24 protein-coding genes are annotated in these 25423 nt (G+C 62.5%); 16 read left to right on the top strand and 8 right to left on the bottom strand.

What is annotated here, in order from left to right; genetic code table 11:
• The 6 genes from WBH99_RS13055 to WBH99_RS13030 form a co-directional block, all read left to right on the top strand.
• On the top strand, positions 1–188 hold a 188-nt coding region (locus WBH99_RS13055), incomplete at its 5' end, for a hypothetical protein (protein ID WP_424220528.1).
• Between the two features lie 177 nt (positions 189–365).
• Positions 366–932, top strand: a complete 567-nt coding sequence (locus tag WBH99_RS13050; RefSeq protein ID WP_424220527.1) for an Hsp20/alpha crystallin family protein — start codon at positions 366–368, stop codon at positions 930–932.
• A 169-nt stretch (positions 933–1101) separates the two neighbouring features.
• The gene (ftsH, locus tag WBH99_RS13045; protein WP_424220526.1) at positions 1102–2985 is read left to right on the top strand and encodes an ATP-dependent zinc metalloprotease FtsH; all 1884 of its coding nucleotides are present in this window, start codon (positions 1102–1104) and stop codon (positions 2983–2985) included.
• Positions 2978–3415, top strand: a complete 438-nt coding sequence (trxC, locus tag WBH99_RS13040) for a thioredoxin TrxC (RefSeq protein WP_424220525.1) — start codon at positions 2978–2980, stop codon at positions 3413–3415. Before ftsH ends, trxC begins: the two co-directional genes overlap by 8 nt.
• Before the next feature lie 9 nt (positions 3416–3424).
• The gene (locus tag WBH99_RS13035) at positions 3425–5158 is read left to right on the top strand and encodes a cation:proton antiporter (protein ID WP_424220524.1); all 1734 of its coding nucleotides are present in this window, start codon (positions 3425–3427) and stop codon (positions 5156–5158) included.
• Positions 5159–5245: 87 nt separating this feature from the next.
• Positions 5246–5848, top strand: coding sequence for a DNA-3-methyladenine glycosylase I (locus WBH99_RS13030; protein WP_424220523.1), 603 nt, complete (start codon positions 5246–5248; stop codon positions 5846–5848).
• A 72-nt stretch (positions 5849–5920) separates the two neighbouring features.
• Here WBH99_RS13030 and WBH99_RS13025 read toward each other — a convergent pair whose 3' ends face one another.
• From WBH99_RS13025 to WBH99_RS13015, 3 genes are all read right to left on the bottom strand, one after another.
• Complete coding sequence (locus WBH99_RS13025; RefSeq protein WP_424220522.1) at positions 5921–6370, bottom strand: CBS domain-containing protein; 450 nt, start codon at positions 6368–6370, stop codon at positions 5921–5923.
• Between the two features lie 159 nt (positions 6371–6529).
• Positions 6530–7339: a 4-hydroxy-tetrahydrodipicolinate reductase gene (gene dapB / locus WBH99_RS13020; protein WP_424220521.1), complete on the bottom strand. Its 810-nt coding sequence runs from the start codon at positions 7337–7339 to the stop codon at positions 6530–6532.
• A 4-nt stretch (positions 7340–7343) separates the two neighbouring features.
• Positions 7344–7823, bottom strand: coding sequence for an outer membrane protein assembly factor BamE (locus WBH99_RS13015; protein ID WP_424220520.1), 480 nt, complete (start codon positions 7821–7823; stop codon positions 7344–7346).
• 96 nt (positions 7824–7919) lie between these two features.
• On the opposite strand from WBH99_RS13015, the gene fur reads away from it, so the two are divergent.
• Entirely contained in the window at positions 7920–8381 is a 462-nt protein-coding gene (gene fur / locus WBH99_RS13010; protein WP_424220519.1) for a ferric iron uptake transcriptional regulator, read from the top strand.
• A 27-nt stretch (positions 8382–8408) separates the two neighbouring features.
• Here fur and WBH99_RS13005 read toward each other — a convergent pair whose 3' ends face one another.
• From WBH99_RS13005 to WBH99_RS12995, 3 genes are all read right to left on the bottom strand, one after another.
• Positions 8409–8990, bottom strand: a complete 582-nt coding sequence (locus tag WBH99_RS13005) for a putative metalloprotease CJM1_0395 family protein (RefSeq protein WP_424220518.1) — start codon at positions 8988–8990, stop codon at positions 8409–8411.
• Between the two features lie 70 nt (positions 8991–9060).
• On the bottom strand, positions 9061–10716 hold the full coding sequence (gene recN / locus WBH99_RS13000; protein ID WP_424220517.1) for a DNA repair protein RecN: 1656 nt from the start codon (positions 10714–10716) through the stop codon (positions 9061–9063).
• Complete coding sequence (locus WBH99_RS12995; RefSeq protein ID WP_424220516.1) at positions 10716–11627, bottom strand: NAD kinase; 912 nt, start codon at positions 11625–11627, stop codon at positions 10716–10718. The genes recN and WBH99_RS12995 overlap by 1 nt, the downstream gene beginning before the upstream one ends.
• Before the next feature lie 74 nt (positions 11628–11701).
• Between WBH99_RS12995 and hrcA the strand changes: the two genes are divergently transcribed.
• From hrcA to WBH99_RS12975, 4 genes are all read left to right on the top strand, one after another.
• Positions 11702–12730 (top strand): heat-inducible transcriptional repressor HrcA, encoded by a 1029-nt coding sequence (hrcA, locus tag WBH99_RS12990; protein WP_424220515.1) that lies wholly within the window; start codon positions 11702–11704, stop codon positions 12728–12730.
• Between the two features lie 2 nt (positions 12731–12732).
• Positions 12733–13833, top strand: coding sequence for a ferrochelatase (gene hemH, locus WBH99_RS12985; protein ID WP_424220514.1), 1101 nt, complete (start codon positions 12733–12735; stop codon positions 13831–13833).
• A 105-nt stretch (positions 13834–13938) separates the two neighbouring features.
• Positions 13939–14988, top strand: coding sequence for a VCBS repeat-containing protein (locus WBH99_RS12980; RefSeq protein ID WP_424220513.1), 1050 nt, complete (start codon positions 13939–13941; stop codon positions 14986–14988).
• A gap of 71 nt (positions 14989–15059) precedes the next feature.
• Positions 15060–16682 (top strand): methyl-accepting chemotaxis protein, encoded by a 1623-nt coding sequence (locus tag WBH99_RS12975; RefSeq protein ID WP_424220512.1) that lies wholly within the window; start codon positions 15060–15062, stop codon positions 16680–16682.
• Between the two features lie 30 nt (positions 16683–16712).
• Here the strand turns inward: WBH99_RS12975 and WBH99_RS12970 are convergent, their stop codons facing one another.
• Positions 16713–18062 (bottom strand): protein kinase domain-containing protein, encoded by a 1350-nt coding sequence (locus tag WBH99_RS12970; RefSeq protein ID WP_424220511.1) that lies wholly within the window; start codon positions 18060–18062, stop codon positions 16713–16715.
• A 113-nt stretch (positions 18063–18175) separates the two neighbouring features.
• Between WBH99_RS12970 and grpE the strand changes: the two genes are divergently transcribed.
• The 4 genes from grpE (at position 18176) to WBH99_RS12950 (ending at position 23290) form a co-directional block, all read left to right on the top strand.
• Positions 18176–18712 carry a nucleotide exchange factor GrpE gene (gene grpE, locus WBH99_RS12965; RefSeq protein ID WP_424220510.1) on the top strand — a complete coding sequence of 179 codons (537 nt, stop codon included), beginning with the start codon at positions 18176–18178 and terminating at the stop codon, positions 18710–18712.
• A gap of 101 nt (positions 18713–18813) precedes the next feature.
• Complete coding sequence (gene dnaK / locus WBH99_RS12960; RefSeq protein ID WP_424220509.1) at positions 18814–20748, top strand: molecular chaperone DnaK; 1935 nt, start codon at positions 18814–18816, stop codon at positions 20746–20748.
• Between the two features lie 137 nt (positions 20749–20885).
• Positions 20886–22022, top strand: coding sequence for a molecular chaperone DnaJ (gene dnaJ, locus WBH99_RS12955; RefSeq protein ID WP_424220508.1), 1137 nt, complete (start codon positions 20886–20888; stop codon positions 22020–22022).
• A 125-nt stretch (positions 22023–22147) separates the two neighbouring features.
• The gene (locus tag WBH99_RS12950) at positions 22148–23290 is read left to right on the top strand and encodes an ABC transporter substrate-binding protein (protein ID WP_424220507.1); all 1143 of its coding nucleotides are present in this window, start codon (positions 22148–22150) and stop codon (positions 23288–23290) included.
• Positions 23291–23370: 80 nt separating this feature from the next.
• Here the strand turns inward: WBH99_RS12950 and cysS are convergent, their stop codons facing one another.
• Complete coding sequence (gene cysS / locus WBH99_RS12945; protein ID WP_424220506.1) at positions 23371–24747, bottom strand: cysteine--tRNA ligase; 1377 nt, start codon at positions 24745–24747, stop codon at positions 23371–23373.
• 119 nt (positions 24748–24866) lie between these two features.
• Here cysS and WBH99_RS12940 point away from each other — a divergent pair.
• Positions 24867–25423, top strand: a 557-nt coding sequence (locus tag WBH99_RS12940; RefSeq protein ID WP_424220505.1) for a tetratricopeptide repeat protein, incomplete at its 3' end; no start/stop codon positions are given.

Raw genomic sequence — 25423 nt, 5'->3', positions numbered from 1 at the left:
CCCCGGCCCCGGCCATCAATGACATTCCCGCCGCGGCAGCCGCAGAGGAAGTTGATCCGGATGCCGCCCGGCTCTTGATTTCTGCCCTCATTACCTCAATATCGGCAAAGGCTTCCGAGGTTACGAGGATGCCCTGGGGCCGGAAGAAAGGCATCCCTGCCCTGCTGTGCCGGGTCCTGCCTTTTTGATCCGGTTTTGATGACCTGCCCCGAGATAGGCAGGAAGAAAACAGGGCCGGAAGAAAGGAGGTAATGCAAGGATAGAAGCTGCAAAAACCGCTTTAGAATGCCGTCTCGCCGGCGCGCAACATTCTTCTGCCGCAGGCGAGACGGATTGAATGATGTTTTAAATTCTGGAGGTATGACATGGATCTTGATCTCAAGAAGTGGGCTCCCTGGAACTGGTTCAAGAAGGAGCAGGAAGAGCGGCAAACCGCATCGAGCGCGTTGCCGGTGCAGCGCACGCCGGCAACGAGCGGGGCGGTCAGCCCGATCCTGCAACTGCATCGCGAGATGGAGCGTCTGTTCGATGATACGTTTCGCGGATTTGGGCTTTCGGTGCCAGGGCTTTCCCCCTTGCCGTCCGAATGGGCCGGCATGCTGAAGCCGGCGCTCGATATCCACGAAACCGACAAGCAGTACAAGATCACCCTGGAGGTCCCCGGCGTCGAGGAAAAGGACATCCAGATCACGGTCGATGACGAAGTTCTGCTGGTGCGCGGGGAAAAGCGCCAGGAGCAAGAACAGGATGAAGGCGGCTTTCATCGGGTGGAACGCGCCTACGGCAGCTTCCAGCGCGCCCTGAACCTGCCTGAGGATGCCGACCAGGATTCGATCAAGGCCGTTTTCAAAAACGGGGTGCTGACGATCACCATGGACAAGCGCGCAGTCAGCGCATCGAAACAGGGTCGTTTGATTCCGATCGAGCACTGACCCGGAAAGCTTCGCTCGCACGAAGTCGCAAAACGACGGGCTGGGGCAAGTTGCGCCAGCCCGTCATCGCGCGCCTTCAAGGCCGGCCGCCATGGTCAGGAACCCAGCCAGACAGCCGGCCAAGCGGCCGCCCGTTTTCTAGCGACTCGCACTTCGAGGAACCCCGGTCATGGAAAAGAAAGATCAATGGAACATCGCTTACTGGATCGTCGCCTTCTTCTTGCTGTTGACGCTGCAGAACTACTGGCAAGCGGCAAGGACCGTCGAAGCCGTGCCCTACAGCGAATTCGAGAAAGCGCTGGCCGCCGGGCGCATCGCCGAAGTGTGGGTGTCGGACCGCACCCTCACCGGGCGCCTGAAATCGCCCGATAGCCGGGGCAAGACCACCATCGTCGCCACCCGGATGGAACCCGATCTGGCCGAACGCCTGTCGAAATACGACGTGCCCTACGCCCGGGTGGTGGAGAGCACCTGGCTCAGGGACATCCTGTCGTGGATCTTGCCGGTCGTGGCATTCTTCGGCATCTGGTTCCTCCTGTTCCGCCACTTTGCGGAAAAACAGGGCATGGGGGGTTTCATGAGCATCGGCAAGAGCCACGCCAAGGTTTTCATGGAAAAGAACACCGGCGTCAGCTTCGCCGATGTCGCCGGCGTCGATGAAGCCAAGGCCGAGCTGGTCGAGATCGTCGATTTCCTCAAGAACCCGCAGGATTATGGCCGTCTGGGCGCGCGGATTCCGAAGGGGGTGCTGCTGGTCGGCCCGCCCGGCACCGGCAAGACGCTCCTTGCCAAGGCCGTCGCCGGGGAGGCCGGAGTGCCGTTTTTTTCCATTTCCGGCTCGGAATTCGTCGAAATGTTCGTCGGCGTCGGCGCGGCGCGGGTGCGCGACCTGTTCGAGCAGGCCCGGGGCCTGGCCCCGGCCATCATCTTCATCGATGAGCTCGATGCACTCGGCCGGGCGCGCGGTGTCGGCGGGCCGATCGGCGGCCACGACGAGCGCGAGCAGACGCTCAACCAGTTGCTCACCGAAATGGACGGATTCGATAGCTCGGTGGGGCTGATCATCCTCGCCGCCACCAACCGGCCGGAGATTCTCGATCAGGCGCTGCTGCGCGCCGGCCGCTTCGATCGCCAGGTGCTGGTGGATCGGCCCGACAAGAAGGGCCGCCTCGACATCCTCAAGGTGCATGTAAAGAAGATCCGGCTGGCCGGCACTGTCGATCTCGAACAGGTAGCGGCGCTCACCACCGGCTTTTCCGGCGCCGATCTCGCCAACCTGGTCAATGAAGCGGCCTTGGCCGCGACCCGGCGCAAGGCCCCGGCCGTCGAGCTGCAGGACTTCACCGCCGCCATCGAACGCATCGTCGCCGGCCTCGAAAAGAAGAACCGCCTGCTCAACCCGAAGGAGCGGGAAATCGTGGCCTATCACGAGATGGGCCATGCCCTGGTGGCGCTGGCCCTGCCGGGCAGTGATCCGGTGCACAAAATCTCGATCATTCCGCGCGGCATCGGCGCCCTCGGCTACACGCTGCAGCGCCCCACCGAGGACCGCTTCCTGATGACGCGCACCGACCTGGAACACAAGATCGCCGTGCTCCTGGGCGGGCGCGCCGCCGAGCAGCTGGTGTTTGGCGAGCTCTCTACCGGCGCGGCGGACGATCTGGCGCGGGCCACCGACATTGCCCGCGACATGATCACCCGCTTTGGCATGGACGAGGGACTGGGCTATGTCGCCTACGAGGCGCAGCGGCCACGTTTTCTCGATACGCCCGAACTCGCGCCGGGCGGCTGCCGGGTGGCCGAATCGACCCAGGCCCGCATCGACCAGGCCATCCGCGACATCGTGATGGGAGTGTTCGAGCGGGCCTACCGCATCCTCGAGAACAACCGCGCGGTGCTGGAGCGCTCGGCGCGCGAGTTGCTGGCGCGGGAAACCCTGGAAGAAAACGACATCCGCCAACTGACCCAGGATCTCCAGCGCGAATCCCGGGAGACGCCAGTCCCGACGGCGGGTGCAGCGCCAGAGACCACAAAGGAGTCGCAAGATGAGTGACATCGTTCATATTCCCTGCCCGCACTGCCAGGCCCTCAACCGCGTGCCCGCCGCCAGGCTCGCCGAGCAGCCCCATTGCGGCCGTTGCCGGCAGCCGCTATTCACTGGCAAACCCATCGAACTCACCCAGCAGACGTTTGCGCGCCAGGTGGAGCAGAGCGACCTGCCCCTGCTCGTCGATTTCTGGGCGCCGTGGTGCGGACCCTGCAAGATGATGGCGCCCCAGTTCGAACAGGCGGCGCGCCTGCTCGAACCGAAGTTCAGGCTGGCCAAGGTGAACACCGAAGCCGAACCTTCCCTGGCCGCCCGGTTTGGAATCCGCAGCATTCCGACCCTGGCCTTGTTCCGCGGCGGGCGTGAGATCGCGCGCCAGGCGGGCGCCATGGGCGCGCCAGACATCGTGCGCTGGGCCACGGCGCAGGCCGGGTGATGCCGATCGATGCCGGATTTGCTGGGCACGATCCATTTGCTGGGCACGATCCATTTGCTGGGCACGACCCTCATCCTGCTCGCCGCCTGCAGTCTGGCGGCGGTGCTCGCTGCCGCGCTGAACGTGCCCACCCTGCTCGGCTATCTCGCCGTCGGCGCCGCGCTGGGGCCTTCGCTTTTGGCCTGGATCAAGCCGGGGGCGGCGCTCGATTTCCTCTCCGAACTGGGGGTGGCGCTGCTATTGTTCATGGTCGGGCTGGAATTCTCACTCGGCCATTTCTGGCTCACCCGCAAGACCGTGCTCCTGGCCGGCACGCTGCAGATGGGGATGATCGGCGTGCCGCTCACCCTGCTGTTGTTCGGGCTCGGGCTGCCCCTTGGCAGTGCCGGGCTGCTGGCCGCGGCAGCGGCGATGTCTTCGACGGCCCTGGTCAGCCGGCAACTGGCCGATCAGGGTGAGCTCACCACCCGTCACGGCCGCAGCGCCATTGCCGTGCTGGTGTTCCAGGACCTCTGCAGCGTGCCATTGCTGGCCCTGCTGGCGATCTGGGCCCGCGGCGAAGCGCCAGAAATCGAGGCGGTGCTGCTCGAAGTGCTCGGCGTGCCGGCGCTGTTCGCCGTATCGGCCATCGCCTCGCGCCACCTGCTGCACGGGCTGCTGGGCTGGGTGGCGCGGCAGGGCCATGAGGAATCGTTCGTGCTGGTTTCCTTGTGCGTGGTGGTCGCGGCGGCCGCTTCTGCCCATGCCGTCGGCCTGTCCGCCGCGCTCGGGGCCTTTCTCGCCGGCATGGTGCTGGGCGAAAGCGATTTCCGGCACCACATGGAAGACCACCTGAAGCCTTTTCGCGATGTGCTCTCGGGCCTGTTCTTCGTGACCATCGGCCTGCAACTGGACCTGCAGCAGGTGGTGGCGGCGCCACTTGCCGTCCTGGCCTGGCTGCTCGCCCTCATGCCCGTCAAGATGCTGCTCAACTACCTGGCGCTGCGTACCGCCCGCCTGTCAACGCTCGATGCCTGGCGGGCGGGCATCGCCTTGGGCCATGGCGGCGAGTTCGCGCTGCTGTTGCTCGGCATGGTCCTGCAGCAGCATCTGATACCCGCCGCCGTGGTCCAGCCCATGCTGGTGGCCCTGGTGCTGAGCATGGCGGCGGCGCCGCTGCTGATCCGCCACCATGACTGGATGGCCAGCGCCTTGAGCCGCTGGAGCGGCCTCGTTGCGCCGCCCCAGGCCGAAGAAGGAGCTATTGCCGCGCAAGCCGGGCCGCTGCGCGATCATGTCATCATTTGCGGCGCCGGCGAGCTTGGGCTGATGGTCAGTAAGACTCTGCAACGGGCCGGCATCGCCCATCTGCTGCTGGAGTCGGACGATCAGCAGGTCGAGGCGGCGCGGGCGGCGGGCGCCCCGGTGTGCTATGGCGATGCCAGCCGCCCGCACACCCTGATGGCGGCCGGATCGGCCCAGGCCCGCCTGGTGGTGCTGACCTTTGCCCGCCTCCAGCCGGCCCTGCGCATTGCCCAGACGGTCTTCGAACGCCATCCGGCATTGCCCGTCCTGGTTGCCTGCGCCCAAGTGGCGGAAGCGCGGGCCTTGCGCGTCCTGCCGAATGTCCGTATTTATCAGCAGTCTTTTGCCGCAGCCCTGGGGCTGGCCGAGCAGGTGATGCTGCTGCTGGGCATGCCCGCCGATGTGGTCGATGGCCGTATCGGCGAGATGCGCCACGACCTCGACAACACCAATCCATAAGAGAGCCTGCCTCATGAAGCTTGCCCTTTCTGGCCTGTTGCGAATCTTTTTGAGCGGCCGGACCCGGTCCGCCCTCGGGAAGGCCGCATGAGCCTTCCGCGCTGCCCCTGGTGCGAAGGCTTCGAGCTGTACCGGCGCTACCACGACGAGGAGTGGGGCGTGCCCTTGCGGGACGACCGGGCCCTGTTTGGCTTGCTGATCCTCGAAGGGGCCCAGGCCGGCCTCTCCTGGGCCACCATCCTGAAAAAGCGGGAGGCTTACCGGCGCGCCTTCGCCGGTTTCGATCCATACCGGATGGCCGCCTTCGGTGCGGCGCAGTTCGAGGCCCTGCTTGCCGACCCGGGCATCGTGCGCAACCGCGCCAAGCTGACGGCCGCGATCGGCAATGCCCGGGCCTATCTGAAGCTGGTGGAGGCGGGCCTGTCCTTCAGCGATTTCCTCTGGCAGTTCGTGGACGGCAAGCCGATCCAGAACCACTGGGAAAGCATGGCCCAGGTTCCCGCCGTGACGCCCGAGTCAGAGGCCATGGCCAAGGCGCTGGGCAAGGCCGGTTTCAAGTTCGTGGGGCCCACCATCTGCTATGCCTTCATGCAGTCGGCGGGCATGGTCAACGACCATCTGCTGGCCTGCTATCGCCACGCCCAGCTCGCGGCCCTGGCCGCGCCTGCGGCTCGAACTTCATCCTCATGAGAAAAGGATCGGCGCCAGCCCTCCAGGCCCGGCGCCCTCATCCACGCCAGCCCGGGTGACATGGCTGGCATTTCAGGCGGTTGCGGTGCCCTCGGGCCAGTTCTTGATGTAGCTCTTGAGCATCTTGTTCTCGAAGCCCTGTTCTTCCAGCACGGCCTTGGCCACATCCAGGAAGGAAATGACGCCCAGCAACTGCTCCCCGTCGGTGACCGGCAGGTAACGCATGTGCTTTTCGATCATCAAGCGGCGCAGATCATTGGCTTCCACCGTGGGCGCCACGGTCACCGGGTCCCTGACCATCACCTCGCCCACCTCGAGCCCGTCGGTCGAACCCCCATGAGCGGCAATTGCAGCGAGCACCTCACGGAAGGTCAGCATCCCGGCCATTTTCTCTCCCTCCATGACCACCAGCGAGCCCGCATCCAGGCGGGCCATCAAATCCACAGCGCTGGCGAGCGACTGCTCACTGCTGGCCGTATAAAGGGATGCCCCCTTGACGCGCAGAATTTCCCGTACCTGCATGACTAGCCCCTCTCTGGACTCGTTGATCGGATGTAATGACTTCCGGGGCATGGTAGAGCATCTGCCGGAATTGGAAAATACCCGTCTGACACCGGAAAATGCCGGAAAACCATGGCCAGGCGTGGTTTACGGAATTTTTCAGCAAGGAGGCCGCCCAGGTCAGCGCAGACCCAGCACGTCCTGCATGTCGAACAGGCCGTGCTCACGGCCGGCCAGGAAGTGCGCTGCGCGCAGACTCCCCAGGGCGTAGGGCATGCGGCTGCCCGCCTTGTGGGAGATTTCCACCCGCTCCCCCAGCCCGCAGAACATCACCGTGTGATCCCCGACAATGTCACCGCCCCGCACCGTGGCAAAGCCGATGGTCTGCGCATCCCGCTCGCCGGTATGGCCTTCACGGCCATAGACGGCGCATTCGGAAAGCTTGCGTCCCTGCGCCTGGGCCACCACTTCGCCCAGGCGTAGTGCCGTGCCGGAAGGCGCATCCACCTTCATCCGGTGATGGGCCTCGACGATCTCCACGTCATAGCCTTTTTCGAGAATCCGCGCCGCCGTATCCAGCAACTTGAACAGCAGATTGACTCCGACGGCCATATTGGGTGCAAAGACCACGGGGATGCGCCCGGCTGCCTGGGCAATGCGGGCCTTGGCGGCCTCATCCATGCCCGTGGTGCCGATCACCATGGCAACTCCGTGCTGCTCACAAAGGGCCAGATGCCTCAGGGTGCCTTCGGGCCGGGTGAAGTCGATCAGGCAATCACAGGCCTTCAGCCCCGTGACCACGTCATCCGTCACCAGGACGCCGCAGTCGGGCAGCCCGGCCAGTTCGGCAGCATCCCGCCCCAGGGCAAGGCTGCCGGGCCGATCAAACGCGGCCCCCAACTGAGCACGCTCATCCTTGAGCGTGGCTTCGATCAGCATCCGGCCCATGCGGCCCGATGCACCAACAATTCCGATGCGGGTTTTTTTCATGGATTTACAAGCCCAGAGTTTCCATCATGCGGCCCAGAAAGCCTTTTTCATCGACGGGCGGCGGCAAAGGTTGAGCATCAGCCCCCAGCGAGCCCAGATCCACCAGCTGGGTACGCGCCACCGGTGCGGTCAGCTCCGCTACCGTAGCCACATCCACATCTCCCTTGACGCTGGTCAGCAGGCCATTTGCATCAAAGAAGACCGAAAAATTGCGGGACGTGACTTCGTTGGTCACCCCATCCTGAAGACGGAAAACGTAATCCCAGCGTTCGGCATGAAAAATGTCGGTCAACAAGGGGGTTCCCAGAATGAAGCGCACCTGATCCCGGGTGAGGCCGGGGCGCAACTGGGAGACCATTTCCTGAGTCAGCACATTGCCCTGCTGCACATCGATCCGGTACTCGGTCACGATGCGGGGCACATTGGAACAGGCCGCGAGGGAAAACGCGATCAACCCTGCGATTAATATGGATTTTTGAGCCATGGCTGGCGAAAGGATCAGTTTGAAAGGTTTACCAAGCGTTATATCATAACCGAAATACGACGCCCGCCCTGCGGCGTAAATCCTCAGGAAAGCCCCATGCCTCATTCGCACAATCTTCGGGAAATAGGCCTCAAGGCCACCCTACCTCGCCTCAAGATCCTCGAATTATTTGAAAAAAGCGAAGTGCGCCACCTCGGCGCCGAAGATGTATATCGCCTCTTGATGGCCGAAGGCCTGGATATCGGCCTGGCTACCGTATATCGGGTTCTGACCCAGTTTGAACAAGCCGGGCTGCTGGAACGCCATTTCTTCGAGTCCGGCAAGGCCGTTTTCGAAACGAATGAGGGGAACCACCATGACCACCTGGTGTGCACCGATTGCGGCCGGGTCGAGGAATTCTACGATGCCGAAATTGAACGCCGCCAGAAAAAGGTTGCAGAAGAACGCGGCTTCGAAATCCAGGAACACGCACTCTACCTGTACGCCAGTTGCACCAAGACCCACTGCGCTCACAAGCAGGACACTCCGGACAGGAAACCGCGCAAAACTCCGCTTTGACCGCCCACCCGTTCCATTTGGGCGGGGTCAGGCATAGAGCGACAGCCCGGTTTTTTTCCCGGACGCCGACTCCCCCTGCACTTGATAAGCCTGCAAGCCTTTCTGAAGCCATTCCTTGCCCGCTTGTGTGAGCCCGCTCGCTTGTAGCGGCTGCGCCTCCTGACCCTGGCGCGCCAGTTCCTGCAGGGCCCTCATTTCCATCTGCGCCGCCAGCGCCGCGACCTGCCGGTCCTGGGCAGAAGGATCCGGTGGCGCCAGGGCCGCAGCCCGTATCTGCCGCGCCTTCCCCAGGGTGGCTTCAGGAGAGGATGCCTCCGAGGTATCAATCCCCACCTCTCCACCGACAGCGTAAGACTTGCCATCGGGTCCCCGGGTATAGCGGTAGGATGGCCCGGAAGTCACCAGCCCGCCACCGGCCGCCATGTGCATCTGCTCGTGCTGCCGCACCTTCCGGTCGACCTTCTGCAACTCGGCTACCTGGCGCTGTTCCTCTTCCGAAAGAGACTGCCTGGACGAGACTTCATCGGGCGCTCCAGCACGACGCGCCGCTCCGGCCTCCGGGGCAAAGAAGGCTGGATAGCCAGACGCAGCAGCGGATACGAAAGACAACACCTTGCAACACCTTGAACAGGCTGATCATGCTTTCATTTTAGTGCTTCCTGGCAAAAACCCAGATGAATCAAGCCCCCAGCAGGAGCTCCCGGGCGTGGCTGCGCGTGGTTGGGGTAATTTCCACCCCGCCCAGCATGCGCGCCACTTCTTCCACCCGCCGTTCCCCCTCCAGGGGCTCGATACGGCTGATTACCTGACCATCCCGGGAGGATTTGCTCACCTGCCAGTGCCAGTCCGCCCGGGCGGCCACCTGGGGAAGGTGGGTGACGCACAGGACCTGACGTTCCCGACCCAGCTGGTGCAACAGGCGTCCGACGATTTCTGCCACGCCCCCGCCAATCCCCACATCCACCTCGTCAAAGATCAGGGTAGGGACGCTGGCATTTCTGGAAGTGACCACCTGGAGCGCCAGACTGATGCGGGACAGTTCGCCGCCGGATGCCACCTTGGCCAGGGGTCGGGCATCGCTGGCCGCCAGCCCGCCGACCCGGAACTCGACGGACTCCAGGCCGTGGGCCGAGCCTTCCTCCAGGTCCAGCAGCCCGGCTTCGAAATGCCCCGAACCCAGGGCCAGATCCCGCATCTGCTCGCTCACCGCCCGGGACAGGGACGCAGCTACCTGCCGGCGGCCCGCGGAAAGACGCCGGGCGAGGCTCAGGAAGTTTTCCCGAGCCACCCCGGACCTAGCCTCCAGGGCATCCACATCGGCAACCGCCTGCAGTTTCTCCAGCCGCTCCCGCCACTCCTCCAGGAGCACGGGCAAATCTTCCGGCGCCACCCGGTGCTTGCGGGCCAGCCCCAGCACCGCCTCCATGCGCTGCTCCACCTCCGCCAGCCGGGCCGGGTCCAGGTCCACCCGGTCGGAATAGCGGCGCAAGGCCGTCACGGCTTCTGAAAGCTCGGCCTGCACCGACTGCAATAGGGCCGCCGTCTCGTTCAATTCCGGGTCTAGCTGCGCCATATCCTGGAGGCGGTCCACCACCCCGGCGACCAGGGACTCGCAAGCCCCCTCGCCATCCGCCAGGGCGGCCAGCACGTACTGAGCCCCTTCCATCAGGCCGGCCCCATGGGCCAGCAGACGCTGTTCGACTTCCAGTTCCCCCCATTCCCGGGCGGTGAAACCCAGTTGCTCAAGTTCCTGAATCTGCCACAGCAGCATCTCACGCTCCCGGCTGCTGGCCTCGCTGCCGGCCCGGGCCGCTTCAAGCAGCCCCTGCAACTGGCGCCACTCCTTCCAGGCCTGGCTCACCTGCCGTCCCAGATCGAGCAGCCCCCCATGGGCATCCAGCAAAGCGCGCTGCGCATCGGCCCGCAACAGGGACTGGTGGGCATGCTGGCCATGGATGTCCACGAGGAACTCCCCTACTTCCCGCAATTGCTGCACAGTACAGGGGCTGCCATTGATATAGGCACGGGAGCGCCCGCCGGCGTCCACCACCCGGCGCAGGATCAGTTCATCCCCGGACTCCAGGTCCTGGGCGGCCAACCAGGCCCGCACCTCTTCCTGGGCGGCGACATCGAACGTGGCGGAGACCTCGGCCTTTTCCTTGCCGGAACGGACGACCCCGGGATCGGCCCGTTCGCCCAGCGTCAGGGCCAGGGCGTCGATAAGGATGGACTTGCCGGCTCCGGTCTCCCCGGTCAGCGCTCCAAAGCCCTGGGAAAAATCCAGTTCCAGGCGATCGACAATGACGAAATCACGAACGGCAAGATGGACGAGCATCAATGTCCCCTGGGCCGCTCGCTCCACTGGAGCTTCTGGCGCAGCATGGCGAAATAGCTGTATCCGGGGGGATGCAGGAAACAGATGGAGTAATCAGAGCGGCGCAGGCGGATTGCGTCGCCCCGTTGCAGATTGAGGGTGAGCTGGCCATCGAAGTGCACCCGGGGATCGTCCGCATGGTTGATGATGAGTTCAATCTCCACCCGGTCATCCACGATTACCGGCCTGTTGGTGAGTGCATGGGGACACAGGGGAACCAGGGCGATGCCGGTCAGGGTGGGATGCAGGATCGGCCCGTTGGCCGACAGGGAATAGGCAGTGGACCCGGTTGGCGTGGAAAAGATCAGGCCGTCGGAACGCAGGTTGTAGATGAATTCGCCGTTGATGAACAGCTCGCACTCGATCATCCGGCCGATGGCGCCCTTGTCCACCACGATGTCGTTCAAGGCCATGTTGGTGGCGATTTCCTTGCCGCCCCGCACCACCTCCGCATCCAGCAACATGCGCGCTTCGGGCTGGAAGCGCCCATCGAGCAGGTCCTCCATGCAGCTCAGCATGTCACATCGGGCGATGTCGGTCATGAATCCCAGCCGCCCCTGATTCACCCCCACCAGGGGCACCTTGTAGCGGGCCAGGCGGCGGGCGGCATTGAGCATGGTGCCATCCCCGCCCAGCACGATGGCCACATCGGCATGGGCGCCAATGTCATTGAAGCCGCAGATCACCCAGCGATTCAAGGCGGCTTCCCGGTTCATGTTCTCGGCCGTTTCCCGCTCGATGAACACCACGACGCCCCGCTCGTGCAGGAACTCGGCCAGCTCGATCAGGGCATCGCCCATCTCGCGGCTCTGATATTTGCCGACCAGGGCGATGGTGCGCGGTGAATGCAGGGAATGAAAGGGGAAATTCATGGAAACGGATTTAAGCATAAAACCCGCTGCAACGGCGCACTCCCGCCGCCCTGCTTTTTTCGTACAATCGCGCCATGCTTGATGATCGCTCCCGCTCCCTGCTAAAAACGCTGATTGAGCATTACATTGCCGAGGGCGCCCCCGTGGGCTCGCGGGCCCTGTCAAAATTTTCGAGCCTCGAACTCTCTCCTGCCACCATCCGCAATGTGATGGCGGACCTCGAAGAGGCTGGCTTTGTATCCAGCCCCCACACCTCGGCCGGGCGGGTACCGACTCCCCGGGGCTATCGCCTGTTCGTGGACAACCTGCTCACGGTGCGCCCCCTGGAACAGCGGCAGATCATGGAAATCGGCGAATCCCTGCGCCCCGACCGGCCTCAGCAACTGATTGCCAATGCCTCCCAGCTGCTCTCGCAGCTCACCCACTTTGCCGGCGTGGTAGCCACACCCCGGCGCAGTTCCCCGAGAATCCGGCAGATCGAGTTTCTCAGCCTTTCGGAAAAACGCATCCTGCTGATTCTCGTCACCTCCGACGGGGACGTGCAAAACCGCATCCTGTTTACCGAGCAGGCCTACAACTCGTCGGAACTGGTGGAAGCCGCCAATTACCTGAACCAGAATTTTGCCGGTCTGGACTTCGAGCAGATCCGTCACCGGATTCGTGACGAGTTGAAGCAACTGCATCAGGACATGCAGGAATTGATGCAAGCCGCCCTGACCGCCAGCGACGAAGCCCTCTCCGCCGATCCCCAGGCCTGCGTGATTACGGGCGAGCGCAATCTGCTGGACGTAGACGATCTTTCCTCCAACATGAAGCGGCTGCGGGAACTGTTCGACCTGTTCGAGCACCGCTCCGGCCTCATGGGGCTGCTGGAACACTCCCACAAGGCCGAAGGCATCCAGATCTTCATCGGCGGCGAATCCGGCCTCGCCCCTCTGGACGAATGCAGCGTCATCACCGCCCCCTATGAAGTAGACGGCCAGGTGGTGGGCTCCCTGGGCGTCATCGGCCCCACCCGCATGCCCTACGAACGGGTCATCCCGATTGTGGATATCACTGCCAAACTCCTCTCCAGTGCCCTGAGCAGCCAAATCGGAAAATGAACATGAGCAGATTCCTGCCCGAACCCCCGCATCACCACGACCAGCCGCCCGCCATCGGCATCCTGCTCATCAACCTGGGTACCCCGGAAGCCCCCACCCCCCGTTCGGTCAGGACCTACCTGAAGCAGTTCCTCTCCGACCCGCGGGTGGTGGAAATCCCCCGGCTGCTCTGGTGGCCCGTCTTGAATGGCATCATCCTCAACACCCGCCCGAAAAAATCTGCCGCCAAATACGCAACCGTCTGGACCAGGCAGGGCTCCCCGCTGCGCACCCACACCGAACAGCAGGCCCGCTTGCTGCAGGGCTATCTGGGCGAACGGGGTATCCAGGCCCAGGTAGCCTGGGCCATGCGCTACGGCGCCCCGGATGTGGAACGGACACTCGGCAAGATGAAAGCCGGGAATGTGCAACGCATTCTGGTGCTGCCCATGTACCCCCAGTATGCCGCCAGCACCACCGCCACCGCCCTGGACATGGTGTTTGACTGGTTCCAGAAAACACGCAACCAGCCGGAACTGCGCACCATCCGCAACTTCCATGACCACCCGGGCTATCTCGGCGCCCTGGAGGACAGTGTGCGCCAGCACTGGCGCGCCCATGGCCGGCCCGACGACGGCACCCGCCTGCTCATCAGCTTCCACGGCCTGCCCCGGCGCAGCCTGGACCTGGGCGATCCTTATTACTGCGAGTGCCAGAAAACCGGACGCCTGCTGGCCGAACGCCTGAACCTGTCCCGTGAGCAATACCAGATCTCTTTCCAGTCCCGCTTCGGCAAGGCCGAATGGCTGCAGCCCTACACCGCGCCAACCCTGGCCGAGTGGGGACACCAGGGAGTCCGCCGGGTGGACGTGATCTGCCCCGGCTTCGTGGCCGACTGCCTGGAGACCCTGGAAGAAATCGCCAGGGAAGGCCAGCAGGACTTTCTCGCCGCCGGCGGCAAGGAATACCACTACATCCCCGCGCTCAACGCAAAACCGGCCTGGATTCACGCCCTCACCGACTTGGTGGAAAGCCACCTGGCCGGCTGGCCCCTCTCCCCGCCTCCCGCCGTCGAGCGGGTGGAAACCGCCAACCGGGCCCGCGCCCTGGGGGCTTCCAGCTAAGCCTTCAATCAGATCGCCCCCACGATCCTGCGTGGCAGCTCCTCAAGTCTTTTTTAACCAGGCCGTTAAAGACTCATGGAGTTATCACCTTTGGAGGATGCTGCCATGAAAATCGCCAGCGCCAATCTGCAGATGGCATCCAGCCACATGGCCACTCAGGAACACCAGGTTCAGGAGTCCGTCAAGATGTGGGTGGGGCCTCGCCGCCCCGGTTTTGCAGGGGAACCACAAAATCCGCCCCGGGCCGCCCTGCCCCCGGTAGTCATCTCACCTGCCGCCAGACAGGCACAACAACTGGAAAGCGAGACAGCCAACGCTGTCCAGAGCCAGGAAAGTGAAGTGGAGAATGACCCCAAGCTCGTCCTGATCCGTTCCGTCATTGAAATGCTGACGGGCCGCAAAGTACGCCTGTTCAACCCGGAAGAGTTGCAGGTGGAAGGAGAAGAAACCGCACAGGCCAATCCGGAAAATGCCAACCGCCCTGCAGGGTTTGGGGTGGAATACGAGCGCCATGAATCCTATTCAGAAACAGAAAGCACCACTTTCGCAGCCCGGGGCCTGATCAAAACCGGGGATGGACGAGAAATCGCCTTTCAGCTGGAAATGACCATGTCCCGCAGTTACGCCGAAACAAGCGATATCAGCCTGCGCCTGGGCGATGCCGTCGTGAAAGATCCTCTGGTCCTCAATTTCAGCGGCCAGGCCGCCCAGCTCACCGACACCCGCTTTGAATTTGACCTGGATGCGGATGGCCAGAAGGATTCCATCAATTTTGTGAAGTCAGGCAGCGGCTTCCTGGTGTTCGACCGCAATGGCGACGGGGCCATCAACAATGGCCGGGAAATGTTCGGCGCCCTGACCGGAGACGGTTTCAAGGAACTCGCTGCCCTGGATGACGACCGCAATGGCTGGATCGACGAGAACGACAGCGCCTATCGGGATTTGCAAGTCTGGCGCAAGAACAGCCAGGGGCAGGACGATCTGAGCACCTTGCAGGAAGCCAATGTCGGCGCCATCAGCCTGGCCCGGGTTGCCACTCCCTTTGCCGTCAAGGACACAAACAACCAACTTCAGGGCCAAATCCAAAATACCGGGATATTTTTGCAAGAAACAGGTGAGGCTGGCACAATACAGAAGATAGACTTGGCAGTCTGAAAATCAGCTGGTCCTGCATGGTTCTCCTGGCGGAGCAAGCTGCAATCGATATCCGTGGGAGACGAGGACACATGATGAAACGGATCAGTGACTGGAAGATCTGGATTCGCCTGACCGCCGCCATCTGGCTGGTGCTGGTCATCGCCTGGGCGGGGCTGATCACCTGGGAAAGCAGGGAAAACCGCAGCACCGCCATCCATCAAGCCTCGGATTTCGCCCAGAGCATTCACGAGATGACCATGGCCGGCCTCACCGGCATGATGATCACCGGCACGGTCGGCCAGCGGGAAGTCTTTCTCGACCAGATCAAGCAGCTCTCCATCATCAAGGATCTGCACGTGGCGCGCAGCGAGGCCGTCGTCAAACTCTTCGGCCCCGACACCAAGTCCACCCGGGCCCTGGACCCCGTCGAAGCGCAGGTGCTGGCCACGGGCAAGCCCTACGTGGCGGTGGAAAGCCTGGACGGCCACCACGCCCTGCGCGTCATCAACCCCACCGCCGCCAGCCACAACTACCTCGGCAAGGACTGCATCGCCTGCCATCAGGTTCCCGAAGGCACCCCCCTCGGCATCGTGAGCATGAGGATCTCTCTGGATTCCGTCGAAACCGCCGTCTCGGCCATGCGCCTCAAGATGGCAGGCGCCGCCTTCCTGGTCAGCCTGCTGCTCCTTTTCGTCATCTACTGGCTCACCCACCACTTCGTCACCCAGCCCATGGAAGATCTCAAGCGTGGCCTGATGGACATCGCCAGCGGCGAAGGCGACCTGACCCGCCGGCTCGAGGTCAAAGGCGGGGACGAAATCGGCCAGACCGCCCAGGTCTTCAACCAGATGATGGAAAACTTCAATCAGCTGATACGCCAGGTCAGCACCGCCGCCCAGCAGGTCTCGGCCAAGGCCCACGACCTTTCCAGCAGCGCCACCCGGGTCGCCGACAGTTCCCACCGCCAGGACGAGAAATCCATCCAGGCCGCTGCCGCCATCGAGCAACTGGTCAGCAGCATTTCCTCCATCGCCCAGAGCGCGGAGCAGGTCCAGCACCAGTCCCAGGAATCCCTCGACCGGGCCCAGGCCGGCAACCGTAGCCTGAGCGAACTGCTCACCGAAATGGACGTGGTGGAATCGGCCGTCAAGCAGATGGCCGAGTCGGTCAATGAATTCGTGCGCAACACCGAAGCCATCAACGCCATGACCCAGGAAGTCAAGGACATCGCCGATCAGACCAACCTGCTGGCCCTCAACGCCGCCATCGAAGCGGCCCGGGCCGGCGAACAGGGCCGTGGCTTCGCCGTCGTGGCCGACGAGGTCAAGAAACTGGCGGAAAAATCCTCCCACTCCGCAGGTGAAATCGACGCCATCACCGAACGACTCACCTCACAATCGGCAGCGGTCAGGAAGGCGATTCACGAGGGACTGTCACACCTCTCCAGCAGCCAGGAGTCGGTGCATACGGTCGCCGACATCCTGCAGGCCACCAATGGCTCGGTCAAGGAAGTGGGCGAGGGGCTCGATACCATCGCCCTGGCCACCGACCAGCAGCGGCGCGTTTCTGGCGAAGTCGTGGAAAACATCGAAGCCATCGCCAGCATGGCCCGGGACAACACCAGCGCCGTGGAAGAGACGGCCACCGCCGCCGACGACCTCAAGGACCTGGCCGACAACCTGCAGCGGACCGTCGGCCGCTTCAAGGTCTAGCGCGCACCAGAACCCGTCAGCAGAACCCGATTACATGGGCAGCAGTTCCAGATCGAGACCTCCGGCCGGAGGCGGACCGCTGCCCTGGGTGGCCGCCGGTCCCTGAGGGGCCAGACGCTCGTTGGCCTGCCGCAAGCGTTCGATGACCTTGGCCGTCAAGGCCTTTTGCATGCGCTCTTGCACTTCCTCCGAGGACAAGGCCAGCGCCGCGCCGCTGATCTCCAGGAACAGGCAGGGTTCGAGGGTGACCACCGTGGAATGACGCTTGCCGTCTGCGGCATGAAGGTAGGCCATCTCCCCCACCACCTCCCCGGCATCGAGCCGGGTCAGCACCCGCCCTCTCAGGGAGACTTCGACGCAGCCCCGGACCAGGATGCCGAAACGGCGGTCCGAATCTCCTTCGGCAAAGAGGGTCACGTTACGTTCCACCTGCCGCCATATCGCGGAGCGCAGGATTTCCCACAGTTCCACGTTCTCGAATTCGAGGAAGAATTCCAGCTTGCGCAGCATTTCGAAATACCGCGTGTCCCGCACTTCGGGCTCCTCATCACTGACAATCTGGTAGCGCACGGTGGAGAGATCCTTGGCAAATTCGGCACCGTTCCGGTAGCGGCTGTAGAGGTCTTTCTCCAGGGCCTTCTTGATGATGGCATCGAGCCCCTCGGGTAAATTGGGATTGAGCCGGGAAATCACCGGGGTATCCATATTCACGATCTTGTACACCAGGGTGGCAGGATTCCTGGCGCGAAAGGGCAGACGCCCGGTCAGCATCTGGAACAGCAGCACGCCCAAGGAATAAAGATCGGTTTTCTGATTGAGGGGGTAACCCTTGACCTGCTCGGGAGACATGTAGGCCGGCGACCCGACCCCCATGACGAAGGTGGAATCCCGGTCCATGTCCTTGTGGATGTTGATGGCCAGACCAAAATCGGCAATCTTGGGATTGTCATTTTTATCGAGCAGGATGTTGGCGGGCTTGATGTCGCGATGGATCACCCCGTGGCGATAGGCATGATCGAGCGCCAGACAGCATTTGAAGATGATGCCGATCACCCGGTGCAGGGGCAGCAGCCGGTCGATGCGGCAAAAGTCCTCAAGCGACACCCCATCCACATACTCCATGACGATATAGGCTTGATCGGTCTCAACCACCGCATCGAAAACCTTGACGATATTCGGATGATCGAGACGGCGGGCGATGCCCAGTTCGGTCTGGAACAACTTGCGCAGGCGACGCGACATGGCGGCATTGTCGTGCTCGAAACGCACGAGTTTGACCGCTACCTGGCGATCTTCATCCGGGTCCTGGCAAAGATAGACCACGGCAGTGGCCCCCTTCCCCAACTCCCGTATCACGCGATATTTTCCGATGCTTTCCATGCTGTTCCAGACCTCGCCATGCAGGGATGCTAGCAGAAACCAGCAAAATCAAACAAAGTCTTGAAAACCCGTGTTTCGCCCCCATAAACGGAAAATCATCAGGAGAACCCACCATGACGGAAGAAACCCAGACCCCCCCGGAAACCCAGCAAACGACCCCAGTCGAGAGCAGCCATACCGATGTTCTTCCCAGCCAGGAAGAACAATTGCGCGAACTGGAGATCAAGGCCGCCGAACATCACGACGCCTGGCTGCGCGCCAAGGCCGAAACCGAGAATGTACGGCGCCGCGCTCAGGAAGACATCGCCAAGGCCCACAAGTTTGGTATCGAGAAATTTGCCAGCGAACTGCTGGCGGTCAAGGACAGCCTGGAGGCAGCCCTGGCGAGCGACAAGCAAACCGTGGAAGATCTGCGCGGGGGGGTGGAGCTGACCCTGAAGCAACTGGTTTCCGCCTTCGAACATTCCGGTATCAAGGAGATCGATCCGGTCGGCCAGAAATTCGACCCCCACCAGCACCAGGCCATGGGCATGGTGGAATCCGGACAGGAAGCCAACACCGTGGTACATGTGCTGCAGAAGGGCTACCTGATCGCCGATCGGGTGCTGCGTCCCGCCCTGGTGATGATCGCCAGAGGCAAGGACGCTTGAAATCCCGGGAAACACCCCTACCTGACAAGTAGAAAATTTTGTTTTGACCTCGTGCTGCCGCCTGTCAAGAAAGCGGCTCACACCACTGAAAGGATTTGAACATGGGCAAGATCATCGGTATCGACCTCGGCACCACCAACAGCTGCGTCGCCGTCATGGAAGGCGGCCAGGCCAAGGTCATTGAAAACTCCGAAGGCGCACGTACCACACCATCCATCGTAGCCTACACCGAAGACGGCGAGATTCTGGTCGGCGCCCCCGCCAAGCGCCAGTCCGTCACCAACCCCAAGAACACCCTGTATGCCGTCAAGCGCCTGATTGGCCGCCGCTTCGAAGAGAAGGAAGTACAAAAGGACATCTCCCTGATGCCCTACAAGATCGTCAAGGCCGACAACGGCGATGCCTGGGTGGAAGTGCGCGGCAAGAAGATCGCCCCGCCCCAGGTTTCAGCCGAGGTGCTGCGCAAGATGAAGAAGACCGCCGAAGACTACCTCGGCGAAGAAGTCACCGAAGCCGTCATCACCGTGCCGGCCTACTTCAACGACAGCCAGCGCCAGGCCACCAAGGACGCCGGCCGCATCGCCGGCCTGGATGTGAAGCGCATCATCAACGAGCCGACTGCTGCGGCGCTGGCTTTCGGCATGGACAAGGCGGCCGGCAAGGACAGGAAGATCGCCGTCTATGACCTGGGCGGTGGTACCTTCGACATCTCCATCATCGAAATCGCCGACGTCGATGGCGAAAAGCAGTTCGAAGTGCTGTCCACCAACGGTGACACCTTCCTGGGCGGCGAAGACTTCGACCAGCGCCTGATCGACTACATCATCGAGGAATTCCGCAAGGAAGCCGGCGTGGACCTGAAGAAGGACGTGCTGGCCCTGCAGCGCCTCAAGGAAGCCGCCGAAAAAGCCAAGATCGAGCTCTCCTCCAGCCAGCAGACCGAGGTGAATCTGCCTTACATCACCGCCGATGCCTCGGGTCCCAAGCACCTGGCCATCAAGATCACCCGGGCCAAGTTCGAATCCCTGGTGGATGAGCTGGTGAACCGTACCATCGAGCCCTGCAAGGTGGCTCTGAAGGATGCCGGCCTCAAGATCACCGACATCGACGATGTGATCCTGGTGGGGGGGCAGTCGCGCATGCCCAAGGTCCAGGAAAAGGTCAAGGAATTCTTCGGCAAGGAACCCCGCAAGGACGTGAACCCGGACGAAGCCGTGGCCATTGGCGCGGCCATCCAGGGCGGCGTGCTGCAAGGCGAGGTGAAGGATGTGCTGCTGCTCGACGTGACTCCCTTGTCCCTGGGCATCGAGACCCTGGGCGGCGTCATGACCAAGCTGATCCAGAAGAACACCACCATCCCCACCAAGGCCAGCCAGGTATTCTCCACCGCCGACGACAACCAGTCGGCTGTCACCATCCATGTGCTCCAGGGTGAGCGCGAGATGGCCTCCGGCAACAAGAGCCTCGGCCAGTTCAACCTGGAAGGTATTCCTCCCGCCCCGCGCGGCTTGCCCCAGATCGAGGTGACCTTCGACATCGACGCCAACGGCATCCTGCACGTGACCGGCAAGGACAAGGGGACCGGCAAGGAAAACAAGATCACCATCAAGGCCAATTCCGGCCTGTCCGAGGCAGAAATCCAGGCCATGGTGAAGGACGCCGAGCTGCACGCCGATGAAGACAGGAAGGCCCACGAACTGGCAGAAGTCCGCAACCAGGCAGACAGCATGGTGCACATGGTCAGGAAGTCGCTGACCGAATACGGCGACAAACTGGAAGCCGGCGAGAAGGAAAAGATCGAAGCCGCCATCAAGGCGGTGGAAGATGCCATCCGCGGCAATGACAAGGAAGAAATCTCCGCCAAAACTGAAGTCTTGTCTCAAGCCGCCCAGAAGCTGGGCGAGAAGATGTATGCTCAGCAGCAGGCCGAAGGTGCCGCCACGAGCAATGCCGGTGCCCAGCCCCAAGGCGAGAAGACCGTGGAGGGCGATGTCGTCGATGCCGAGTTCACCGAGGTCAACAAGGACAAGAAGTAAGCGGTCCAAGCCGGGAGTCGAGAGGGGAGAGTCGGGTGCAACAAGCCCGCACTCTCCCCTCCCCGTTCAACTCTCCCTCTCTCGACTCCTCTCTCGACTCCTCTCTCGACTCATAACCCACGACTGTCGACTGAACCATGTCCAAAAAAGATTTCTACGAAATACTCGGCGTCAATCGCGATGCAAGCGACGACGAAATCAAGAAGGCCTACCGCAAGCTGGCCATGAAATACCATCCGGACCGCAATCCGGACAACCCTGCCACCGAAGAGCGATTCAAGGAAGCCAAGGAAGCCTACGAGATCCTCTCGGATACCCAGAAGCGGGCGGCCTATGACCAGTATGGCCATGCCGGCGTGGATCCCCAGGCCGGCTTCGGCGGCGGAGGTGGGGCGGGGTTCAGCAACTTCTCCGACGCTTTCGGCGGCATCTTTGATGAAATCTTCGGGGGGCGCAGCGGCAGTGGTGGCGGTAGCCGTTCCAACATCTACCGAGGCGCCGACCTGCGCTACAACCTGGAAATCAGTCTGGAGCAGGCCGCCCACGGCACTGAGACCAAGATCCGCATCCCCACCATGGAGGTCTGCGAACCCTGTCACGGCTCCGGCGCCAAGCCCGGCACCCAGCCCACCACCTGCCCCACCTGCGGCGGCTCAGGTCAGGTGCGCATGCAACAGGGTTTCTTCTCCATCCAGCAGACCTGCCCCAAGTGCCATGGCAGCGGTCGCTTCATTGCCGAGCCCTGCAGTGCCTGTCACGGCGCGGGACGGGTCAAGCAGCACAAGACCCTGGTCGTGAAAATTCCCGCCGGAGTGGATGAAGGAGATCGCATCCGGCTCGCCGGCGAAGGGGAGCACGGCGTCAATGGCGGCCCGCCGGGAGACCTGTATGTGCAGATCCACCTCAAGCCCCACCCCGTCTTCACCCGGGATCACAATGACCTGCATTGCGAAATGCCGATTTCCTTCACCACGGCAGCGCTCGGTGGCGAAATCGAGATTCCGACGCTAGATGGCGCCGCAAGCATCAGGATCCCGGGTGAAACCCAATCCGGCCGGGTCTTCCGCCTGCGCGGCAAGGGCATCAAGGGCGTGCGCAGCCACACTCAGGGCGATCTGCTCTGCCATGTGGTGGTGGAAACCCCCGTCAACCTGACGGAGCGCCAGAAGGAACTGCTCCGGGAACTGGAAGAAAGCTCACGAAACAACGATGGCAAGCACAACCCCAGGGCCCAGTCCTGGATGGACAAAGTGCGGGACTTTTTTGCCAGTTGATCACAAGGGCGGGGCAACCCGCCTTTTTTCTCGTGATGACTCATGGCCAAGCGGGGCCGGGGCCGGGACTTGCCCTCCCACCCGGGGCTGTTAGAATCCCCCGATAATCACCACAGGAGCCAGGGATGATGTTCTGGAAACGTATCGCAGCCACCTGCCTGATGGCGTGGTCTGCCCTGGCTGGCGCCGAACCCGGGGTCACTGACAGCAGCATCACCCTGGGCATGTCCGCCCCCTTGAGCGGCCCCAACGGCGCCTACGGCATCGAAATGCGTGAGGTCATCAGTGCCTGTTTCGCCCAGATCAACAAGAATGGCGGCATCCATGGCCGCCAGCTGAAACTCGAGGTGCTCGACGACGGCTACGAAACCGACCGTACCGTGTCCAACACCCGCACCCTGATCAATGACAAGCAGGTTTTTGCGCTGCTTGGCTATTACGGCTCCAGCCCCACCACCCAGGCCATGAACGATGGATTCGGTCCTGCCAGGGTGCCTCTGGTGGGCACCATCTCCGGCGCCCAGACCCTCCGGGAAAAGCCATCGGTCAACCCCAACAACCGCTACCTGTTCAATGTACGCGCCAGCTATGCCGACGAAACTGAAGTGATCGTCAGTCAGCTCGCGTCCCTGGGCCTGAAGAACATTGCCGTGTTCTACCAGAATGACGGTTTCGGCAAATCCGGGCTGGATGGCGTCACCGCCGCCCTGAAAAAGGTCAATCTAGCTCCCTCTGCCGTGGGTACCGTGGAACGGAACTCGCTCGATGTGACCCAGGCCGTCCAGGCCATTTCCAAGGTCACCCCCCAGGCTGTCGTGATGATCACCCTCTATAAGCCCACTGCCGCCTTTGTGCGGCAGATGAAGCAAAACGGCCAGAATCCGATGTTCATGACCGTCTCTCCCGTCGGCGCCGAGCAGCTGGTGGCCGAACTAGGTGACGAGGCCCGGGGCATCGGTATCTCCCAGGTGATGCCCTATCCCTGGAACGACACCACCCCCGCCGTGCGGGAATATCAGCGCCTCATCGGCAAAAATGGCAAATACTCCTACTACGGCATCGAGGCTTACATCACCACCAAAGTAATGGCGGAAGGCCTGCGCCGGGCCGGCCGTGAGCTCACGCGGGAAAAACTGGCGGCCGCCCTGGAGGCCATGAACCATCAGGACATGGGGGGCTACCGGGTCAGCTACGGGCCGGACGACCGCACCGGCTCCCGCTTCGTGGAACTGACGGTGATCGGCAGCAATGGCAAGATCCTGCGCTGACGCCCTTTGCCCTGCCGAGCATCCCCGGCCCGCTTCGCGCGGGCCGTTTGTTTTCTGCTGCGGCCTCGGCCGCAAAGCGGTCAGGCCCGGCGCCAGGTGGTTCCCTGAGGGCCATCCTCCAGCACGATGCCGGCTGCCTTCAATTGTTCCCGCAGCCGGTCGGCCCCGGCAAAATCACGGGCCTGCTTGGCGGCAATGCGCTGGGCGATCAGGGCTTCGATCCTGGCCTCGGACATGCCGGCTTCTCCCACCGGAGCGCGCAGGTATTCCAGAGGCGCACGATCCAGCAGGCCCAGCACCCCGCCCAGCCGTTTCAGGAGGGCGGACAACTTGCCGTCCGTACCACGCCGGGCCTCATGGGCCAGTTCAAAGAGTACGGCAATGGCCCCATGGGTATCGAAATCGTCATCCATGGCGGCCTTGAAACGGGCAGCAAAAGGCTGGGTCCAGTCGATCGCAGCATCGGTTTCAACGGGGGGAACATCCCGTAAGGTGAAGTAGAGCGTATCCAGACTGGCCCGCGCATCGTTCAAATGAGCATCGGAATGATTGAGGGGGCTACGGTAGTGCGCACGCAGGATGAAGAAGCGCACCACTTCGGGATCGTATGCCTTGAGCACGTCGCGGATGGTGAAGAAATTGCCCAGGGATTTGGACATCTTCTCGTTGTCGACCCGCACGAAGCCGTTGTGCATCCAGTAATTGACGAAGGGGCCGCCATAAGCCCCCTCGGACTGGGCAATCTCGTTCTCGTGATGGGGAAACTGCAGGTCCTGCCCGCCCCCATGGATGTCGAAATGCTTGCCCAGCAACTGGCAACTCATGGCGGAACACTCGATATGCCAGCCCGGACGGCCCTCACCCCAGGGCGAGGGCCAGGCCGGCTCGCCGGGCTTGGCATGTTTCCAGAGCACGAAATCAAGCGGATCATGTTTGGTCGTATCCACCTCGACCCGCTCCCCGGCGCGCAGGTCATCCAAGGACTTGCCGGACAGCTTGCCGTAGCCTTCAAACTTGCGCACCGCGTAATTCACGTCCCCGTCAATCGCCCGGTAAGCCAGGCCGTTCGCCTCCAGACGGCGGATCAATTCCTGCATCTGGGGCACGAACCCGGTGGCCCGGGGTTCGTGGTCGGGCGTTTGCACTCCCAGGGCCGCCGCATCTTCATGCATGGCCGCAATGAAGCGGTTTGTCAGCGCCTCGATGGGCTCCCCGTTTTCTGCAGCTCGGCGAATGATCTTGTCGTCGATGTCGGTGATGTTGCGCACATAGGTCACCTCATAGCCACTGGCCTTGAGCCACCGATAAATGGCATCGAAGGAAACCATCACCCGGGCATGGCCCAGGTGGCAGTAGTCATACACGGTCATGCCGCAGACATACATCTTGACTTTACCCGGCTCAATGGGGGTAAAAACCTGCTTTTCCCGCTTCAGGGAATTGAAAATGGTGAGCATAGGGGGATGGGGGGTCAGCAGTCCCGGCGGAAAAGCGGCCTGAACTCAAATTTTGAGATTAACAAAAAAAAGTTGGTAGAATCCGGTGTCCTGAATCTCAGCGAAGTATAGCACTAGCAATGGCCACCTCTGATCGCTCCAAACTGCGTCGCACGCTCCAGGCCCTGTGCCTGAGTGCAGCCCTCTGCGCTGCTGCTCCTGCCCTCGCCGATAATCTGCCGGAAGTCCAGCGCCTGATCCGGCAGGGCCAGTACCCCCAGGCCCTGGAAAAGGTGGATGCCTACCTCGAAACCCGGCCAAAGGATGCCCAGGGCCGCTTTCTCAAGGGCCTGATCCTCACCGAGATGAACCGCCCCAACGATGCCATCGCCCTGTTCACCAAGCTGACCGAAGACTACCCGGAACTGCCCGAACCCTATAACAACCTGGCCGTGCTCTACGCCCAGCAAAAGCAATATGACCGGGCCCGCACGGCGCTGGAAATGGCGATCCGTACCCATCCTTCCTACGCCATCGCCTACGAGAACCTGGGCGATGTTTACGCCAAGCTGGCCAGCCAGGCCTACGACAAGGCCCTGCAACTGGATTCCTCCAATGCCGCGGCGCAGAACAAGCTGGCCCTGATCCGCGACCTCGTCAGTACCCCGGGCAAACCCGGTGCCCGTCCCGCTACGGT

The sequence above is a fragment of the Azovibrio sp. genome (genome assembly GCF_049658005.1).
Lineage (GTDB): Bacteria > Pseudomonadota > Gammaproteobacteria > Burkholderiales > Rhodocyclaceae > Azovibrio.
Note: the sequence above shows the minus strand (reverse complement) of the source record. Positions and strands in the feature narration are given on the sequence as shown.

Coding starts and splice junctions, on each gene's coding strand:
- WBH99_RS13050 (WP_424220527.1), top strand. CDS start 366: ATGGATCTTGATCTCAAGAAGTGGGCTCCCTGGAACTGGTTCAAGAAG.
- ftsH (WP_424220526.1), top strand. CDS start 1,102: ATGGAAAAGAAAGATCAATGGAACATCGCTTACTGGATCGTCGCCTTC.
- trxC (WP_424220525.1), top strand. CDS start 2,978: ATGAGTGACATCGTTCATATTCCCTGCCCGCACTGCCAGGCCCTCAAC.
- WBH99_RS13035 (WP_424220524.1), top strand. CDS start 3,425: ATGCCGGATTTGCTGGGCACGATCCATTTGCTGGGCACGATCCATTTG.
- WBH99_RS13030 (WP_424220523.1), top strand. CDS start 5,246: ATGAGCCTTCCGCGCTGCCCCTGGTGCGAAGGCTTCGAGCTGTACCGG.
- WBH99_RS13025 (WP_424220522.1), bottom strand. CDS start 6,370: ATGCAGGTACGGGAAATTCTGCGCGTCAAGGGGGCATCCCTTTATACG.
- dapB (WP_424220521.1), bottom strand. CDS start 7,339: ATGAAAAAAACCCGCATCGGAATTGTTGGTGCATCGGGCCGCATGGGC.
- WBH99_RS13015 (WP_424220520.1), bottom strand. CDS start 7,823: ATGGCTCAAAAATCCATATTAATCGCAGGGTTGATCGCGTTTTCCCTC.
- fur (WP_424220519.1), top strand. CDS start 7,920: ATGCCTCATTCGCACAATCTTCGGGAAATAGGCCTCAAGGCCACCCTA.
- recN (WP_424220517.1), bottom strand. CDS start 10,716: ATGCTCGTCCATCTTGCCGTTCGTGATTTCGTCATTGTCGATCGCCTG.
- WBH99_RS12995 (WP_424220516.1), bottom strand. CDS start 11,627: ATGAATTTCCCCTTTCATTCCCTGCATTCACCGCGCACCATCGCCCTG.
- hrcA (WP_424220515.1), top strand. CDS start 11,702: ATGCTTGATGATCGCTCCCGCTCCCTGCTAAAAACGCTGATTGAGCAT.
- hemH (WP_424220514.1), top strand. CDS start 12,733: ATGAGCAGATTCCTGCCCGAACCCCCGCATCACCACGACCAGCCGCCC.
- WBH99_RS12980 (WP_424220513.1), top strand. CDS start 13,939: ATGAAAATCGCCAGCGCCAATCTGCAGATGGCATCCAGCCACATGGCC.
- WBH99_RS12975 (WP_424220512.1), top strand. CDS start 15,060: ATGATGAAACGGATCAGTGACTGGAAGATCTGGATTCGCCTGACCGCC.
- WBH99_RS12970 (WP_424220511.1), bottom strand. CDS start 18,062: ATGGAAAGCATCGGAAAATATCGCGTGATACGGGAGTTGGGGAAGGGG.
- grpE (WP_424220510.1), top strand. CDS start 18,176: ATGACGGAAGAAACCCAGACCCCCCCGGAAACCCAGCAAACGACCCCA.
- dnaK (WP_424220509.1), top strand. CDS start 18,814: ATGGGCAAGATCATCGGTATCGACCTCGGCACCACCAACAGCTGCGTC.
- dnaJ (WP_424220508.1), top strand. CDS start 20,886: ATGTCCAAAAAAGATTTCTACGAAATACTCGGCGTCAATCGCGATGCA.
- WBH99_RS12950 (WP_424220507.1), top strand. CDS start 22,148: ATGATGTTCTGGAAACGTATCGCAGCCACCTGCCTGATGGCGTGGTCT.
- cysS (WP_424220506.1), bottom strand. CDS start 24,747: ATGCTCACCATTTTCAATTCCCTGAAGCGGGAAAAGCAGGTTTTTACC.